Origin of the sequence: Pseudonocardia nematodicida (assembly GCF_040105385.1) — a bacterium.
GTDB classification, from domain to species: Bacteria; Actinomycetota; Actinomycetes; order Mycobacteriales; family Pseudonocardiaceae; genus Pseudonocardia; species Pseudonocardia nematodicida.
Map to the genome: position 1 here is coordinate 89,417 of NZ_JBEDNQ010000013.1, position 18,080 is coordinate 107,496.

An 18,080-nucleotide genomic window follows, 5' to 3' on the forward strand; every position below is an offset into this window, starting at 1 on the left:
CGTCCTGACGTTGACGTCCTGAGGCGGCTCCGGTGACCGTCGCCGCACGCAACGATCACCCATCGCAGTGAACCCCCCTGTCGTTAACAGCACGCAGCGTGAGGTTCACCGTATTGAGTGAACCCGGGTTCACTCGACAGGATGACGCAGGCGCATCCGTCGCTCCCCCTCGTGGATGCCGCTCCCCCCATGCATCACGCAGCGGGCCAGGCCGAGGACGTCCCGGGCGCTCGTTCCCCACCCCGGAGTCGTCTGCACATGTCCGTCCGCCGTCCGCGGCCCGCCACCGGCGGTGTCGCAGCTGCCGGTTCCGCCCGCGGCGCCGCCGCCGGCTCCAGGGGCGGTTCGACGCCTGCCGACCAGCGGCGCACGCGCAGCCAGGTCGTCGCCGACTCGCCGTCGCTGATGACGATCGTGCTGGTCGCCGCCATCGGCGTGCTCGCGTACACGATCTTCCTGTTCGACTTCTCGAACCGCGGTGACTGGCCGGCCTACCTCCTGGTGCTCGTCGCCGAGTCCTTCATCGTGCTGCAGGCACTGCTGTCGCTGTGGACGATCCTGTCCAGCGGCCACGACCCGCGCGACTACACGTTCAACGAGGCCCAGCGCAGGCTCTACGGCGGCGACGCCGAGTCCACCCGGGCGATCGGCGTCGGCCGTCGCACCGAGCCGATGCAGCTGCACGGCGCACCGATCGGGGTGGACGTCTTCGTCACCACCTACGGCGAGGCGCTCGACGACATCCGCAAGACCGTCACCGCCGCCGTCGCGATGGACGGCGAGCACACCGTCTACGTGCTCGACGACGGCAAGTCCGCCGCCGTCCGCGACCTGGCGGCCGAGCTCGGCGCGGAGTACGTCGCCCGGGAGGGCAACGCGCACGCCAAGGCCGGCAACATCAACCACGCGCTGTCGGTGACCAGCGGGGAGCTGTTCGTCATCCTCGACGCCGACTTCGTCGCCCGGCCGGACTTCCTCTACGAGACGGTCCCGTTCTTCGCCGACGCGGCCGTCGCGTTCGTCCAGACCCCGCAGGCCTACGGCAACCTCAAGGGCCTGATCTCGCGCGGCGCGGGCTACATGCAGACGGTCTTCTACAAGTTCACCCAGCCCGGCAAGAACCGGTTCAACGCCGCGTTCTGCGTCGGGACCAACGTGGTGTTCCGGCGCACCGCGATCGCCGAGATCGGCGGGATCTGGCAGGAGTCGAAGTCCGAGGACGTCTGGACCTCGATGAAGCTGCACGAGCGCGGCTGGCGCTCGGTCTACATCGGTCTGGAACTGGCCGTCGGGCACACCCCGGAGACGATCGAGACCTACACCAAACAGCAGCTGCGCTGGGCCACCGGCGGTTTCGAGATCCTGCTGCGCGCCAACCCGATGGGCCGCGGCCGCAACCTCACCCTGGACCAGCGGCTGCAGTACTTCGGGACGGCGACGTTCTACCTGGTCGGGATCGCGCCCGGGCTGCTGCTCCTGGTGCCGCCGATGCAGATCTACTTCGGGATCACCCCGATCTCGCCGGACGTCCCGGTGCTCACCTGGGTGCTGTACTACGCCGGCTTCTACTTCATGCAGATCGCGGTCGCGCTGTTCACCATCGGCTCGTTCCGGTGGGAGACGCTGCTGCTGGCGTCGGCGTCGTTCCCGATCTACGTCAAGGCGCTGGTGAACGCGCTGCTGAACAAGGACCAGGCGTGGAGCGTCACCGGGCAGAAGGGCGTCCGGAACTCGCCGTTCGCCTTCATCGCGCCGCAGGTGCTGGCGCTGGTGTTCCTCGCCGCGACGTCGGTGGTCGGGCTGTGGCAGGCCTACCAGACGCGGTCGTTCAACCTGGCCCTGTTCTGGAACATGCTCAACACCGCGGTGCTGGGTGCGTTCGTCGCCACCGCGTTCCGCGAGTCGGCCGACAACCGGGTCGAGGCGCGGGAGGTGGCGCGGCTGCGCCGCACCGGGCGCGAGCCGGTCGGCGAACACGACCGCAAGGTGACGACGCCGGTGCTGCCGCAGGCCCGGACCCGCATCCGCAGCGCGGTCCCGGTCGCGCCACTGCGGGCGACGCAGCCGGAGGAGGCATCGCAGCCGGCCACGGCACGGGACAAGGCGGCGACGCCGGCCGGAGCCCGGACCCGGGTCGTGCCCGGGGACGCCGCGGCCGACGTCGCCGGGCCGGAGGCCGGGGCCCGGGAGAACCGGGCCGCGACCCGCGTGGTGCCCGTGCCGGTGTCCCGCGACGGTCACGCCGGCCCCCCGTCCGGGCCGATCGCCGGGCGACGCCCCGGACCCTCCACCGGGCCCCGAGCCGGACTCCCCGACGGGCGACGCCCCGGTCCGGCCACCGGGCTCCCCGGCGGGCGCCGGTCCGGTCCGGCCACGGGTCCGCGGTCGTCGGCGGTCGCCGCGCGCGGAGCGTCCCCGGAGGGGGGATCCGCCGGGCCGGCCGGAGCGTCCCCGGAGTGGGGGTCCGCCGTGCCGGCCGGATCGCACCCCGGCCCGGCCACCGGACCCAGGACCGCCCGCGGCTCCCGCGGCGGCGCCGACGGCGGCCGGGGCGCCGGACCGCACTCCGGACCGCAGGACACCGGCGCGGCTCCCCCGCACGCCGGGTACGGGAACGGGTCCCGGAACGGCGACGGGGTCCACTCCGGACCGCAGAACGGCCGGGGCCGGGGATCGCACCCGGGGCTCCGGGACGACCCCCGCCCCGCACAGCGGAACGCTCGCACCGACGACTCGCCCGTCCCCCGCTCCGGCGCGAGCGCGGGGCGTCGCCCCGCCGCCGACCCCGGCCGGCCCCCGTCCCGTGTCCCCCGTCCCCGGGAGGACACGCCGTCCGGCGGCTCCCGGCAGACCACCGGACCGGCCCGCGAGCGCGCCCGCCGCCGGCCGCGCGGATCCGGCGTCCACACCGGACAGGAGGGCCTGGACGGGCCCGGCGCCGCCGCGTCCCACCGCCGCGGCTCCCCCGACACGTCCGGGTCGGGCGCGCCGGAGCGTCCCGCCGACAGCCGGATCGCCCGCGCCGACGCCATCGTCGGCGGACTCGTCCCGCAGCCGAGGGAGAACGGGAGCGATCCGCTGCCCGTCGTGCACCGGCCCGCCCGCCACGACCGGAGTCACCGATGAGCCCCGCGCGACGGCTGCGGCTGGGACTGGGCATCGCCGCCGTCCTCCTGCTGGTGGCCTACCTGACGATCACGCTGAACGCCCGCAACGGGCAGGTCGAGAGCCGCTCGGCCGCACTCGGGGCGGAGAACTACCCCGTCGGGACCGACTACTCGGGCACCGTCACCGAGCAGCTGGTCCAGGTCGGGGACGAGGTCTCGGCCGGCCAGCCGATGTTCGAGGTGCAGAGCGCGACGCTGGCCCGGGACCTCGAGCAGGGCCTGCTCGACCCGGCCCGGGTGCCGTACCCGATCAAGGACGGCAGCATCCTGGTCATCACCGCCACCGACGACGGCCGGGTCGACTCGGTGGGGTACGCGGTCGGGTCGTTCGCCGCCGCCAACTCGGAGCTGGCGACGGTGCAGCGGGCCGGGTCGCTGTTCGTGGAGTCCGAGTTCGTCCTGACCGCGCCGGACTACGCCCGGCTGCCTCCGAACGCGACCGTCGGCGTGGTCCTGCCGAACAACGAGACGATCACCGCCCAGGCCGGGCGGGTGCAGGTGAGCACCGAGAACGGCGAGGCGCGGACCGTCGTGCAGGCCTTCAGCCCGGAGCTCGCCGACGCCACCGTGGACGGGCTGTTCGCCGTCGGCACACCGGTGCAGGCGACGCTGTACCTGCGCAACGACGGCGTCGTCACCAGCGCGACCGAGTGGCTCACCTCAATCACCGGGTTCGCGCCGTGAGCGGCCGGCACTCCTCGGGCGGTCCCCCCGCACACGACGGCGGAGCCCGCGGCCACGCCGCCCCCGGCCCCCGGCCCCGGCACGGCGAGGTGCCGGGGCCCGACGGACCCGGCCGGCACCCGTCGGACGGCGACCGGCCGCCGTCGGCCGCCGACGCCACCCCCGGCGGCCCGGCCCCGATCCCCGGCCCGCGGGCCGCGGCGGCCGGTCACCCCGGGCCGGTTCCCCGGCCGCCGGCGCCCCGGCCGCCCTACGGCGACGATCTCCCACCGGCCCGCCGGACACCCCCGGACGACGGTCGGCCGTCGTCCCGGCGGGGAGATCCGGGCGACCCGGCTCCGCACCGTCCCCGGACGCGGCCGGCGGAGGGTCTCGCGCCCGGCTCCGGGGCACGGCCCGGCCACCGTCCCGCTCCGGGCTCCGCCACCGGCCGGGTCCCGGTTCCGCGGTCGCGGGCCGGCCGGGGTACCCGCCCCGCCGTCGCCCCACCGGGCCGTCCGGCGTCGTCCGCCGCACGTCGCGGCACGCCCCGGGCGGTGCCACCGCGCCGAGGGTCACTGCTGCGCCGGCTCGTCGCGTTGCTCGCGGTCCCCGTCGTCGCCGGCTGCACGATGGTCGTCCACGCCGTTCCCGGGCCGGGTCCCGACGACCCGGCCGGACCCGCCGCCACCGCGGCGAGCGACCCGGCGATCGCGGCGAGCGTCGCGGGCCTGCCGCACCGCTCCATCGGGACCGCGCCGGCGATGCGGCTCGCCGAGGACCAGGTCCCGCCGACCAACCGCTGGTTCTCCGGGCTGGTGTTCCCCGAGGAGCCGCAGCCGGTGTTCCCGCTGCCGTTGTCGGTCGCGGTCCGGCCGGACGGGTTCTCGCTGGGAGTCCCCGAGGTCCGCGCCGAGGGTGCGACGATCTTCGGGGCGCACACGCCGGGACCGGACGTCGCGCTCGGCACCTCCGACCTCGCCGTCGTCGCCTACGACGATCTCACCGTCACCGTCGCGCTGCTCGGCCCCGAGGGCGCCGAGCAGGGCCGCCTGCTGATCACCCGCGGCTCGCCGTTCGTCCGGTGGACGGCGACGACCGAGCAGCGCGTCACCGTCGGGCCGCAGCCGCTCGACGCCGACGGCCTGGTGGAGATCCGCGGCGACCGCTACGGCGTCGTCACCGACGGCACCCTCGACGGGTCGGAGTTGACACTCCCGGCCGGCGCGTCGGCGACCTTCTACGCCGTCCCGCCGGACGGCGACGCCGCCGAGTTCGCCGATGCCGCCCGCGTCGGGGTCGGCGGGGGTGCGGTCACCGAGCAGGTCGACGGCGACACGGTCCGGACGACACTGACCTACCGCACCGAGGGCGGCGACACGATCGCCGGGGGGATGCCGTTCACCGGCGACCCCGGCTGCGCCCCGGTCGGCGAGTTCGCGACCGTGTACGGGCCGATGCCGGTCTGCCGTACGTCCACAGTGGCCACGACGACGGCGGCGCTCACCCCGTCCGGAGCCCTCGATCTGTCCGGTGTGGACGCCGACGGCCGGGCGGAGCTGTCCGCGCTCGTCGAACGCGACGTCGCCGAGCTGCGCCTGGACGCCGCGGACACCTACTTCGGCGGCAAGCAGCTGGTACGGGCGGCGACGCTGATGCGGCTGGCGTCCGATCTGGACATGGAGCCGACCGCGCAGCGGGTGCGCGACCAGCTCGTCCCGCTGCTGGAGCGGTGGGCCGACCCGGCCGGCTGCGAGGGACGCGTCACGCACTGCTTCGTCTACGACCCCGCGATCCGCGGGATGGTCGGCCTGGAGAACTCGTTCGGGTCCGAGGAGTTCAACGACCACCAGTTCCACTACGGCTACTTCCTGTACGCGGCGGCCATGCTGGGCCGCGACGACCCGGAGCTGGTCGAGCGGATCGGGCCGGTGATCGACCTGCTGGCCGCCGACGTCGGCAGCCCGGAGCGGACCCCCGAGTTCCCCGAGCACCGGGCGTTCGACGCCTACGCCGGGCACTCGTGGGCGTCCGGGTTCAGCCCGTTCGGCGACGGCAACAACCAGGAGTCCAGTTCGGAGTCGGTGTCCGCCTACAACGGACTCGCCATGTGGGCGGACCTGCGCGGGAACGTCGCCCAGCGGGACATGGCGGTGGCGATGCTGTCGCGGGAGGCCGCGTCGGCGATGCGGTACTGGGTGGAGCCGGATCTGGCGCCGTTCCCCGGGTTCTCCCACCAGGTGCTGGGGATCAACTGGGGCGGCAAGCGGGACTGGTCGACCTGGTTCTCGGCGGAGCCGTCGGCGATCCTCGCGATCCAGCTGATCCCCATGTCGCCGGTCGCGGAGTACCTGCGCGGGGACCCCGGGCGGATCCGGGCGAACGTCGCCGAGGCGACGCCGGGCGGGTTCGACGTGCCCTACGCCGACTCGATCATCATGTACCTGGCGCTGGCCGACCGGGAGGCCGCGCTCGCCGAGGCGCGGGCGTTGCCGGAGGGACGGATCGACGACGGGAACACCAGGTCGTACATGATGGCCTGGATCCTGTCGCGGTCCTGAGCGGGCCGTGATGGTGCGCCGGGCCGTGGACGGCGCGTGGGATAGGGGTTCGATCACCGACCACTGCTGCCGGTTCCGTCCCGGCGTCGTGGTGGGCGTCTGCGCCGTTCTCCCCGTCGCCGTGCTGCTGTAGGTGGGGCGGGTGTGGGTCGGCGGCGGTTGCCTCGACTCCGTCGATGCCGAGCTCGTCGGCTTGACGGGTGAGCCCGAGCGGGTCGAAGTCGTCGCGTTCCGCGGGACCTGGACCTTTCACCACACGGTCTCCGGGCATTGCTCTTTCCGGGTGACCTTTCCGTCATGGGCTCGCTGACCAGCCGAAACTGTCAGAGGGCTTCGCGATACTCGGACACATGTTCGACGTCATGCCCTCGGCTGATCCGACCGACACTGGTCCGGCCGACACCTCCTCGCCCGGTACCGCCTCGCCCGGTACCGCCTCGCTCGGCGCGGGATCCGCCGCGTCCCCCTCGACCACGGAAGGCCTCGGCCGGGACTCGGTGCCCCCACCCGATCCCGACCCTCCACGGTGGTCGGAGCATCCGCCCGATGCCGCACTGCTCGCGATCCTGGAGTGCCCGCCGGATGCGGGGACGTCGTCGTTCGAGCGGGTGGAGCGGATCAAGGCCTTCGAGATGGTGATCGCGCGGTTGCAGGTGATGCAGTCCGAGGAGATCGACGGGTTCGCCGGTGAGGCCGAGCGGGAGGTGGCCGAGTTCCTGGCGAACTACGACCCGGCCCGCGACGGTGGGTTGGGGCCGATGGACACCCTGGAGGGTGCGGTGGACTCGGCCACCGCGGAGATCCGGTTCGCGTTGCACCTGACCCGTACCGGTGCCGGTATCCGGGTGTTCCATGCGCGGCGGCTGTTCGACCCGCGGATGGCGCCGACCGCGAAGCTGGCCCGGGCCGGGCGGTTGACCTGGCCGAAGATCATGAAGGTGCTCGACGGCGCCGACAATCTCACCGAGAAGCAGACCGCCCGGTTACAGGCCGCGGTGTTGCCCAAGGCTCCGACGCAGACGACGGGGCAGTTGGGTGCGGCGATCGCCCGGTTCCTGCTGCGTCTGGGTGATGAGGTGCCGCGCACGCGCCGGGAGCGCAAGGCCCGGACCCGGGCGGTGGTCGTGCAGCCCGAGCCGGATGGGATGGCGGTGATGCGGGTGTTCCTGCCCGCCGCGGCCGCCACCGGGATCTATGCGGTGCTCGACCAGCACGCCCGCGGCTGCGGGGCCTCGGACCCGCGCACCATGGATGAGCGGCGCACCGATGCGCTGGTGGATCTGGTGCTGCACGGCACCGGCTATGCCAGCGAAGGCACCGCCGCCCTCGCGACGGCGGTCGCCGCTGCGGCGGCCGAGGCGCGGGCCACGGCCGGCGAGGCTGCGATGCCTGCCGCGCCCGCCGGACCGGCTGGCGAGACGGGTCCGGTGGGGGTGAACCCGTTCGGCATCCCCCAGCCCCGCACCGCCTCCGGCAGCACCGCCTCTCGCAGCGCCGCCTCCGGCAGCACCGCCTCTCGCAGCGCCGCCTCCGGCACCGGCGACTCCGGCAGCGTCGACTCCGGTCGCGGCGGGTCCGGCGGCCGTGCCTCGGCGCGTAGCGCCTCCGGGTCTGGCGCGAGCGGCGGCGGTCCGGCCGCGGCCCCATCCGGACCCGACGACGCTCGGACCGCGCCGGTGCCGATCCCCGGGATCGCACCCGCCCCACCCGGCGGCACCCCCGCCGCCCGCAACTCCATCCAGATCCGCATTAACGTCACGATCTCGGCCGACACCCTGATCGGCGCCGACGACGAACCCGCCGAACTCGCCGGCTACGGCCCCATCCCCGCCTCCGACGCCCGCGCACTGGCCTTCGACCCGGCCGGCATCTGGACCCGCCTGTTCACCAACCCGATCACCGGCCAGGTCCAGCACCGCGACCCCACCAAATATCGGCCCGACGCCAAGACCGACGCGTTCGTCCGCGCCCGGTTCCCCACCTGCGCCACGCCGGGCTGCCGGGTGCCCTCACACCGCTGCGACCTCGACCACGTCGTCCCGCACCGCGCCGACGGCACCGGCGGGCTGACCGTGGCGGAGAACCTGTGCCCGCACTGCCGCGGTGATCACCTGCTCAAGCACTGCCGCGGCTGGAGCACCGCCCTGCACACCGACGGCACGGTGGAGTGGACCACCCCGTCGGGGCACGTCTACCGGACCGACCCGTCCCCGGTGGGTCCGGTGCGGGCCACCAACAAGGTCGCCAAGCACGGGCCCTCGACCCTCGCCCTGATGCGCGACCCCGACCTCGCCGCCCGGGTGCTGGCCGAGAAGACCGCGGAGCCGCCGTTCTAGAGAGGATCACCGGCGGAAGCCGAGCTCGGGAGAAGGTCACCGGCGCATGCCGGGCCTCGACAACGCACCAATCCGAGGGTGCGGGCCGTGTCGCGCCCGGCAATCACGGGGATCACCCGCCGTAGGGCACGGTGAGGATCTCCATGTTGTGGCCCGACGGGTCGTCGAAGTAGACGCCCCGACCGCCGTCGTTCCTGTTGATCTCTCCCGCACGGGACCGCCCCGGATCGGCCCAGAACTCCTGGCCGCGCTCGGTGATGCGGCCGAACGCGGCGTCGAACTCGGCGTCCGACACCAGGAACGCGTAGTGCTGCGCGTGGATGTCCACGCTCCGGTCGGCGTCCATGTAGTCGAGGCTGACGCCGTTGCCGACCTCGACGACCTGGAACGGTCCGAACGGCGTCGGATCCGGCAGCCCGAGGATCTCGGCCAGGTAGGCGGCCCCGGCCCGCTTGTCCCGGGAGAAGACGATGGTGTGATTCAGATCGGCCATGGCTTCAGGATGCGACCTGAACCGGGGTCGAGCTCAAGAGCGGCGGACGATCCCGGCCGAGCGCCGGGCGCCGGGACGGCGTCGGCTCAGCCGGTCACCGGTCGTCGTGCCACTGGATCTCCGGCGGACGGCCGGCGTCCTGCGGGCTCGGGACGCCGCGGAAGCCGTACGGGGCCGGGTCCCGTCCTGGCTGCACGAACCAGCACTCCCCCGGTTCCCCCCGTTCGAGGACCGTCCCGATCGCGGCGGCGACGTCGTCCGCGGTGAGCAGCGGGAAGTCCCCGAACCGGTCCCGCACGCCGGCGATCAACGCGGTGTCGACGAAACCGGGGCAGACCGCGGTGACGGTGATCCCGTCGGCGGCCAGGGTCGGTGCCGCGGCCCGGACGTACCCGACGACGGCGTGCTTCGTCGCGGTGTACAGCGCGTCTCCCGGCATCGGGACCAGACCCGCCAGCGACGCCGTCGCGACGACCCGCCCGCCACCCGTACGGCGCAGCGCCGGCACCGCCGCCGACAGGCCGAACACCACGTGGTCGAGGTTCACCCCGACGATCCGGCGGTAGCCGTCCACGTCGAGGCCCTCGATCCCGGACTGGCCGGCGGTCGTCCCGGCGTTGAGCAGCACCACGTCCAGCCGCCCGAACCGTTCCTCGGCCGCCGCGACGGCTGCCGGGAGCGCCTCCGGGTCGGTGACGTCCGCGGGGAACGCCGCCCCACCGGTGCGGGCGGCGACGGCCGTGGCACCGGCCTCGTCCCGGTCCACCACCAGGACCGACGCACCCGCCGCCGCCAGCCGGCCCACCGCCGCCGCACCGATGCCCGACGAGCCGCCGGTGACGAGGGCGACCCTGCCCGAGAGATCCATACCGGTCACCCTGCCAGCAGAGCCGGTACCGGTCACGGCGCACACCGCGGCCGGCGTGCGAGGGCCACTCAGACCGTGCGCAGGAAGCGGTCCAGGACGCGTGTCCCGAAGGTCAGAGCGTCGACCGGGACCCGCTCGTCGATCCCGTGGAACAGCGAGGCGAAGTCCAGCTCCGGCGGCAGCCGCAGCGGCGCGAACCCGTAGCACTTCATCCCCAGCGTGGAGAACGCCTTCGCGTCCGTCCCGCCGGACAGCATGTACGGCACGATCTCCGCGGTCGGGTCCTCGGTCCGCAGCGCCGCCTGCATCGCCTCGGTCAGCGCCCCCTCGAACGGCGTCTCCACCGGCGGCAGCTCGGTGACCCACTCCCGCTCGACGTCCGGACCGAGCAGCTCGTCGACCTCGCGCAGGAACTGCTCCTCACGGCCCGGCAGGATCCGGCAGTCGACGACCGCCTCGGCCGTCGACGGGATGACGTTGGCCTTGTACCCGGCGTTCAGCATCGTCGGGTTGGCCGTGTCGCGGACCGTCGCGCCGATGATCCGGGAGAGCGGCCCGAGCTTCGCCAGCGCGCCCTCGAGATCGTCCTCCGGGTACTCGACGCCGGTCAGCTCGGTCATCCGGTCCAGGAACGCCCGGACCGTGTCGGTCACGATCAGCGGGAACGTGTGGTTGCCCAGCCGGGTGACGGCCTCGGCGAGGGTGGTGACCGCGTTGTCGTCGTGCAGGAACGAGCCGTGCCCGGGCTTGCCCTTGGCCCGCAGCCGCATCCAGGCGATGCCCTTCTCCGCCGACTCGATCAGGTACGCGCGCTGGTCGTCGCCGAGGGTCAGCGAGAACCCGCCGACCTCACCGACGGCCTCGGTGCAGCCGGAGAAGAGGTCCGGCCGGTGCTCCACCAGCCACTGCGCACCCCACTTCCCGCCGGCCTCCTCGTCGGCGACGAACGCCCACACGATGTCCCGCGGCGGGACGACGCCCTCACGCTTGAAGCGGCGGGCGACCGCCAGCATCATCGCGTCCATGTCCTTCATGTCCACGGCGCCGCGGCCCCAGACGTAGCCGTCCTGCACGGCCCCGGAGAACGGGTGCACCGACCACTCGCTCGCGTCCGCCGGGACGACGTCGAGGTGACCGTGCATCAGCAGCGCACCGCGGGACGGGTCGGCGCCGGTCAGCCGGGCGATCACGTTCATCCGCTTCGGCATGCCGGACTCGACGATCTCGACCTCGTAGCCGACCTCGCGCAGCTTGTCCGCGACGTAGTCGGCGGCCTCGGCCTCACCGGCGAGGGTCTCGGGGTCGGCGGTGTTGGTCGTGTCGATCCGGATCAGCTCGGAGCACAGCTGGACGACCTCGGCCTCCGCGCTCGTCGGGTCATCGCTCAGGGAAGCGGTCATGGGCGTGTTCCTACCACCGCGCGGTGACGCCCACCCCGCTGCGGCGCACCCGTCGACCTGGGCTATGCTTCCTCCCGTTGCGATCGAGAGATCGCGGCGTCCGAGTGGCGGAATGGCAGACGCGCTAGCTTGAGGTGCTAGTCCCCGTATTAGGGGGTGGGGGTTCAAGTCCCCCCTCGGACACACACCACGATCCCCCGAGGCCGGCGGCCCCGGGGGATCACTCGTACCGGGGGTCTTCAGTACCCCGGTGCCCGCTCACCGTCGGTCTTCTCCTCGTCACCGATCCGCACGTGCACCCGGGTGACGCCGGGGTCGAGCACGGTGACCCGCAGCTCCCCGTCCCCGGCCGACGCCGGCACGAAGTCCGCTGTGAACGTGTCCCACTCGCACGGGCCGGTGAGACCCTCACACCGCACGTCGAGAGTCCGCTCCTCGTCGACCGCGACGAGCCCGTCCGGAGTGGACAGCCGAACCCGTACCCGCACCGGATCGTCCACCGAGATCGACGACTCCGGCGCCACGAGCAGGTCGTGGCGGGCGCCGGGATGCTGCACCCCGAATCGGTGGACACCGGTGACGGGCGGGTCGTCGGACACCGCGGCGGTGTCCTCCACGGTCTCGTACAGCGTCGTCTCCGCGACGCCCGAGTCGATCAGGAACGCGAGCCCGCCGAACGCGAGGCAGAAGGCCAGGATCCCGACGGGCAGGAACGCCTCCCGCGGCCGGTAGGGACCGCTGCGGGTGCCGTCGACGAGCTGCGCCCACAGCCCGCATCCGGCGAACAGCAGCCCGCAGCCCGCCGCGGAGAGGAACAGGATCCAGCTCGTCGACACGAAACGATGTGATCACCGCACAGGGGTGCCCGTCATACCCAGACCTGGGGATCGCGGCCGGCTGCCCACCGCCAGCAGCGCACCGGCCGCGGCGGCCCCGGCGAGCAGCACGAACACCGCCGGGTACCCACCGAGCGGCCCGGCCAGCGCGCTGCCCGCCCACGGCGACACCGCCACCGCCACCATCGCGGGCGCGGCCAGCAACCCGTTCAACCGGCCGTAGTAGCGCGACGGCCACCGGTCCGAGACCGCGGTGGCCTGCAGCAACGTCATGATCCCGCGCGCCGCGCCGGTCAGCATCGCGGCCGCGACCAGGGCCCAGACCGGTCCGGGCAGGAGCCCGAGGAGCAGGGTCGTCGACGCCAGCCCGCCCAGCACGGCGACCGTGCGGGTCCGCGGCGCGAGGCGCCCGACGGCCCGGGTGTAGAGCGCCCGGCCCAGGACCTGGCCGATGCCGCCGAGCGCCAGTGCCCAGGCCGCCACCTGGACGTCGAGACCCCGCTCGATCAGCAACGGCACCTGGTTCACCGCGACGGCGAACGCGCAGAACGTCCCGAGGAACACCGCGGCCACGGTGAGCACGAACGCCGGGCTCCGGGCGATCGCGCCCGGATCGCTGCGCGGCGGCGGTGGGGGCGCTTCCGGCCACGGGCCGCGCAGGCCGAACAGGTGTGCCGGCACCGTCACCACCGCCAGGACGCCGGCCAGCACCAGGTACGTGCCGCGCCACCCGTACGGCTCCAGCAGGGCGGCCGTCAGCGGCGCGAAGACCGTGCTGGCCAGGCCGCCGACCAGCGTGAGGCCGGTCAGCGCTCGCACCCGGTCGTCGCCCCACCAGCGGGTCAGCGCCGCGAACGCCGGCGGGTAGAGCGTCGCGGACTGGGCCAGGCCGGCGACCAGCCACGCCGCCAGGAACCACGGCCAGGTGCCGGCCACGGCGATCCCGGCCACGGCCGGGACGGCCAGCAGCGACCCGGCCGTCATCACCCAGCGCGGCCCGTGCCGGTCCAGCACCCGGCCGATCCCGATCCCGGCGAGCGCGGAGACACCCAGGCCGGCGGAGAACGCCGCGGTGACCGCGCTGATCGACCAGCCGGTGTCGGCGGCGATCGACGGCGCGAGCACCGGGAAGGCGTAGTACAGGACACCCCAGCTGGTGATCTCGGTCAGGCACAGCACCACCAGCACCCGGCGGCGGAAGGACGGACCACCGGCCCCGGGTGCGGCGCTCCGCGCACCACCGCCGGACGTCATCGGCCCAGTCTCATCCCGGCCCGCACCGATCCGGCGCACCGGGTGCGCCGCAGCCGGCCCCGGGCACGCACGGCGCGCGGCGGGCGCCCTCCGCGACGACGCCGGCCCCGACGGTCCCGCCACTAGACTGCCCCGGTCCCGTCCGGTGATCCCCCCGGGCGCACCCGACCGCGACGGAAGGACGGCACGACAGCGGTGCGACTCAACCCCACGACCGCGAGCGGCGTCGACTCCCCGATCGGCGAGGCGCTGGCACTGCTGGACCTGCGTACCGACGACCGTCCGCTGCTGGATCTCTCGCAGGCCGCCCCGCCGTTCCCGCCGGCCCCGGAGGTCGTCGAACGCGTCGTGGACACCGCCCGCGACCCGGCCCGCGGCGGCTACACCCCCGTGCCGGGCATCCCGCCGCTGCGCCGCGCGATCGCCGAGGACCTGCGCCGCGACCACGGCGGGGACGTCGACGCGTCCGACGTCCTCGTCACCGCAGGCTGCAACCAGGCGTTCAGCCTGGTCGCCTCCGCGCTCGCCGGGCCGGGCGACGAGGTGATCACCCCGCTGCCCTACTACTTCAACCATGTGATGTGGCTGGAGATGCACGGCATCGCGCCGGTGCACCTCGAGCCGGACGCGCAACTGGTCCCCCGCGCCGCCGACGCCGAACGGCTGATCACCGAACGGACCCGCGCCATCGTGCTGATCACCCCCGGCAACCCGGGCGGCCTGGCGATCCCGCCCGCGGAGATCACCGCGTTCGCCGAGCTGGCCCGGCGGCACGACGTCGCCCTGATCGTCGACGAGACCTACCGCTCGTTCCGCGACGACCCCGCGACGCCGCCGCACGCGCTGTTCACCGACCCCGCGTGGCGGGACACGGTGGTCAGCCTGCACTCGTTCTCCAAGGATCTCGCGATCCCCGGCTACCGGGTCGGCGCGGTCGTCGCCTCGCCGGCGCTGGGCCGCGAGGTGCTGAAGCTGATGGACTGCGTCGCCATCTGCGCGCCCCGGGTCGGGCAGGAGGCGGCGCTCGCCGGGCTGACCCTGACCGGTGCGTGGCGGGCCGAGCGGGTCACCGAGATCGCGCAGCGCCGGGCCGCGGTCGGCGCGGCGCTCGCGGACTCGCCGGGCGGGTTCGAGCTCGTCTCGCTCGGCGGCTTCTTCGCCTGGGTGCGGCACCCGCACACCGACCGGCCCACCACCGACGTCGTCCGGGACCTGCTGCTGCAGCACGACACGCTGGTCATCCCGGGCACCGCGTTCCTGCCCGACGACCGCCGGATGCTGCGAATCAGCGTCGGGCCGGTCGACGAGGCCGCCGCCGCCACGCTCGCCGCCCGGCTCACCGCCGCCGGGCGCTGACCCGGCCGGCGAACACCGACGGGCGGCGGGCACGCCGGCGGGTGCGCCCCGGTCGAGCGCCACGTCCCGGCGGCGGCAGTGTGACGCCCGGTCCGCCCCGGGCCCGTGCTCCGCACCGCCGGCCCCGGGGCCGAGGTCGCCATGATCACCGCGACCGGACCGCTCACCGCCGGACGGCTACTGTCCGCCGTCCTCCCCCGACGCCGGCATGCGACATGAATCACCCCCGGGTCACGTAATGCGATCACGTTCTGCATGATCGGTAGCAACAGGCGCGGTAAGCGTTGCTCTATACGAGTGAGGGATCTGGGTGCTCGGTCCGTCCGCGGACACCGTCACAGCAGCCCCCAACGCCGGCCCACCCTCACGCACCGTGACCAAGCCGTTGCTCGTCGCACTGTCGCACGCGGTCGAGGACTTCGCGCTGGCCCCGTCCCGGGAGCGCCCGATCGCCGTGCTGGGCCTGTTCCAGCGTGCCGGGTACGTCGTTCCGCAGCTGCCGGTCTGGGCGCGGATCGCCGACACCGCCGGGGCCGGCTGCGTCGTCGCCCTCGCCGGCCCGACGCCGGCCGGCCTCCCGCCGGGCATGGAGGTCGTCCCGCTCGCGGACGGCGAACCGGCGGCCCGCGAGTGGAGCGTCACCGTGCTCACCCCGCGGTCCGGGGCCACCCTCGTGGCGCACGACCTGGAGGTCGTCGACGGCTCCGCACGGTCCCTGGAGCGCGGGCGGCTGTTCACGGCGCGCTGGTCGTTCCGGCAGGCCGACGCGCGAGCCGAGCTGCTGCGGCTGCGCCGCGAGCTGGGCGCCCGGCTCCGCCCGGGCCCGGCCGGCGCGATCGACGACGTGCTGTCCCGGGCCGTGCCGCTGCAGGAGAACGGCACCGGGGCCGACCTCCGCTTCGCCGCCGCCGCGGACCGCCTGGTCCGCCGGCTGTCCCAGGAGCGCCGGCGGGCGGACGCCGCGGAGAACCGGCTCGCCGAGCTCGAGCCGGGGCCCGAGCGGGACCCGCACAGCGGGCTGCCGACCCGGGCGTTCCTGGACCGCTGGCTGCACGGCTCGGTCACCGGGACGTTGCCGCTGGGCCTGGTCCTGCTCCGCGTGCACGACGTCAGCGCGGTGCACCGGCAGCACGGCTACCGGACCGAGACCTCGGTGCTGCGTGCGGTCGCCCGCCGGATCGCCGCGCACACCGGTGCCGCGGGGCGCGCGGTCCGGGTCGGGCGCGAGGAGTTCCTGCTCGTCCTGCCCGGGCACGACGTCAAGGCCCTGGCCACCGTGGCCCGCCGGCTCTGCGAGTCGGTCTCCGGGCTCTCGTCGGTGTTCCCGTACGTGCCGACGCCGTGCCATGCGGTGATCACCCGCACCCGGCGCCGGCCGCTGCCGCTCGACGACCTGTGGGCGGTCCTCGACGGCGCGTCCGGCACCGGGGTGACGCTGCTCCGGAGCTGAGGCGGCCGCGGAGCCGGGTCCCGCTCAGGAGTCCGTGGCGATGACCTCGGCGGTCCGGCAGGCCAGCGCGACCAGCGCGAGCGTCGGGCCGACCGCACCCGCGGACGGGAACACCGCGCTGGAGGCGATGTGCACGTTCGGCGTGCCGTGCACGCGACAGTCGGCGTCCACGACGCCGGTGTGCGGCGAGGCCGACATCCGCAGCAGGCCCATCTGGTGCGTGCCGTCGGTCATGTCCATGTCGTAGATCCGCTCGACGTCGGACAGGTCGACGTGCGCCAGCCCGGTCCGCTCGAGCTCCTTGCCGATCAGCGTCAGCGAGGTCGCGATCGACTCCCGGTCGCTCGGGGACACCCGGTAGTCCACCCGCAGCCGGTGCTGACCGAGCGCGTCGCGCTCCCGGTCCAGGGTGACCCGGTTCTCCGGGTCCGGGGCCTGCTCGGCGTCGAACCGCAGCCGGCAGTGCTCGCTGTCGAGCGGCATGAACGACGGCAGCCGCCGCTCACCGGTGACCCGGGGACGGGCCCAGCCGCCGGCGAAGCGGGCCACCCGCAGCGGGTCGCCCGCCACGTTGCGCACGTGCCGGCCGATCCCGGTGGTCCGGGAGTACTGGGCGTGCGTACCCGCGGCCTTGAACCCGGTGCGGAGCTTGCCCATCCCCCAGTAGGTCAGCGCGAACGTCGACAGCAGGGCGTCGCCGTGCGCAGGGTCCTTCGGGTCGGCGAACCACAGCGCGGCCTTGAGGTTGCCCAGGCGGTGGTCGGCCTGCGCCCGGGCCGAGAGCGACAGCATGCGGCGGGCGTAGACGCCGTCGTCGGTCGGGAGGTAGCCCAGCCCCAGCTCACGGCCGGCGCGGGTCAGCCGCAGCCGGCCGACCTCGCCGACCGGGTGGGTCATGTAGTGCCGGCCGACCTGGCCGTGCTCGTCGCCGATGCCGGCGCCGAGCCCGGTGCCGCCGTAGCCGTCGGAGGCCAGCAGGATCCGGGTGGACTCCAGCCCACCCGCGGCGACGACGAAGTGCTTCGCCCGGACCCGCACCTCCAGGCCCGGCCGGGGGACGACCACGGCCTCGGTCGCGGCCCCGGACACCGGGTCGCGCTCCAGGCGGGTCACCGTGGCGTGCAGGAACAGCCGGATCCGTCCGGCGTGTGCCATGGTGCGCACGGCCGGCGCGAACGACGTCGGCGGGCTCCACCGCCACAGGTCGTCCCAGCGGAGCACGTCGCTGCTCACGCCGGACGGGGTGATCGGGAGCCCGGACCCGCCGGCGGAGTACTCGCACGCACCGGCGTCGAGATGCCGCTGCGCGACCGGGTACCAGCGCCGCAGCTCGTCGTGGGTGATCGGCCAGCCGGTCTCGGGCAGCCAGTCGCGCTCGGCGAAGTCGATGTCGTCCAGCGGCGCGCAGCGCCCGCCCCAGACGATGGAGGTGCCGCCGAGCCGCTTCTGCCGGACGGCGTCGACCGGGTCGTGCGCCCCCTGCCCGGCGACGCCGCGGTAGGTGTCGCGGGCGGTGCGGTCGACGCCCGGGCCGCCCCCCTCCAGCACGACGACGCGCAGGCCGCGGTCGGCCAGCTCGGCGGCGGCCGCCGCGCCCGCGGGCCCGCTACCGATCACGCAGACCTCGGCCTCGAACCACGAACCGGGGAGTGCCCGACGGGTGTCGATGAGCATGGCGGCGCGGATCCTCTCGATC

At 74.5% G+C, this 18,080-nt stretch carries 12 protein-coding genes and 1 tRNA gene; 7 read left to right on the plus strand and 6 right to left on the minus strand.

The features are described 5' to 3' along the window. Positions 1–258: 258 nt before the first annotated feature. From WIS52_RS27000 to WIS52_RS27015, 4 genes are all read left to right on the plus strand, one after another. Positions 259–3,126: a glycosyltransferase family 2 protein gene (locus WIS52_RS27000; RefSeq protein WP_349301203.1), complete on the plus strand. Its 2,868-nt coding sequence runs from the start codon at positions 259–261 to the stop codon at positions 3,124–3,126. Beyond that, complete coding sequence (locus tag WIS52_RS27005; RefSeq protein ID WP_349301204.1) at positions 3,123–3,851, plus strand: hypothetical protein; 729 nt, start codon at positions 3,123–3,125, stop codon at positions 3,849–3,851. Before WIS52_RS27000 ends, WIS52_RS27005 begins: the two co-directional genes overlap by 4 nt. Before the next feature lie 536 nt (positions 3,852–4,387). Further along, positions 4,388–6,391: a glycosyl hydrolase gene (locus WIS52_RS27010; RefSeq protein ID WP_349301205.1), complete on the plus strand. Its 2,004-nt coding sequence runs from the start codon at positions 4,388–4,390 to the stop codon at positions 6,389–6,391. 362 nt (positions 6,392–6,753) lie between these two features. Beyond that, entirely contained in the window at positions 6,754–8,727 is a 1,974-nt protein-coding gene (locus WIS52_RS27015; protein ID WP_349301206.1) for an HNH endonuclease signature motif containing protein, read from the plus strand. Between the two features lie 112 nt (positions 8,728–8,839). On the opposite strand, the gene WIS52_RS27020 is transcribed toward WIS52_RS27015, so the two are convergent. The 3 genes from WIS52_RS27020 to WIS52_RS27030 all read right to left on the minus strand — a co-directional run bounded on the left by WIS52_RS27020 (position 8,840) and on the right by WIS52_RS27030 (position 11,488). After that, positions 8,840–9,220, minus strand: a complete 381-nt coding sequence (locus WIS52_RS27020; protein WP_349301207.1) for a VOC family protein — start codon at positions 9,218–9,220, stop codon at positions 8,840–8,842. Between the two features lie 94 nt (positions 9,221–9,314). Beyond that, positions 9,315–10,088, minus strand: a complete 774-nt coding sequence (locus WIS52_RS27025) for an SDR family oxidoreductase (protein ID WP_349301208.1) — start codon at positions 10,086–10,088, stop codon at positions 9,315–9,317. A 68-nt stretch (positions 10,089–10,156) separates the two neighbouring features. Continuing rightward, the gene (locus WIS52_RS27030; protein ID WP_349301209.1) at positions 10,157–11,488 is read right to left on the minus strand and encodes a M20/M25/M40 family metallo-hydrolase; all 1,332 of its coding nucleotides are present in this window, start codon (positions 11,486–11,488) and stop codon (positions 10,157–10,159) included. 98 nt (positions 11,489–11,586) lie between these two features. On the opposite strand from WIS52_RS27030, the gene WIS52_RS27035 reads away from it, so the two are divergent. Then, positions 11,587–11,671, plus strand: a tRNA-Leu gene (locus WIS52_RS27035). A 56-nt stretch (positions 11,672–11,727) separates the two neighbouring features. Here WIS52_RS27035 and WIS52_RS27040 read toward each other — a convergent pair. Together WIS52_RS27040 and WIS52_RS27045 are read right to left on the minus strand one after the other, a co-directional pair. Next, positions 11,728–12,324, minus strand: a complete 597-nt coding sequence (locus tag WIS52_RS27040; protein WP_349301210.1) for a hypothetical protein — start codon at positions 12,322–12,324, stop codon at positions 11,728–11,730. 12 nt (positions 12,325–12,336) lie between these two features. Continuing rightward, on the minus strand, positions 12,337–13,578 hold the full coding sequence (locus WIS52_RS27045) for an MFS transporter (RefSeq protein ID WP_349301211.1): 1,242 nt from the start codon (positions 13,576–13,578) through the stop codon (positions 12,337–12,339). A 195-nt stretch (positions 13,579–13,773) separates the two neighbouring features. On the opposite strand from WIS52_RS27045, the gene WIS52_RS27050 reads away from it, so the two are divergent. Both WIS52_RS27050 and WIS52_RS27055 read left to right on the plus strand, forming a co-directional pair. Then, positions 13,774–14,934, plus strand: coding sequence for an aminotransferase (locus tag WIS52_RS27050; RefSeq protein ID WP_349301212.1), 1,161 nt, complete (start codon positions 13,774–13,776; stop codon positions 14,932–14,934). Positions 14,935–15,244: 310 nt separating this feature from the next. Then, positions 15,245–16,384 (plus strand): sensor domain-containing diguanylate cyclase, encoded by a 1,140-nt coding sequence (locus WIS52_RS27055; protein ID WP_349301213.1) that lies wholly within the window; start codon positions 15,245–15,247, stop codon positions 16,382–16,384. 24 nt (positions 16,385–16,408) lie between these two features. Here the strand turns inward: WIS52_RS27055 and WIS52_RS27060 are convergent, their stop codons facing one another. Next, on the minus strand, positions 16,409–18,058 hold the full coding sequence (locus tag WIS52_RS27060; RefSeq protein ID WP_349301214.1) for an FAD-dependent oxidoreductase: 1,650 nt from the start codon (positions 18,056–18,058) through the stop codon (positions 16,409–16,411). Positions 18,059–18,080 lie beyond the last annotated feature (22 nt).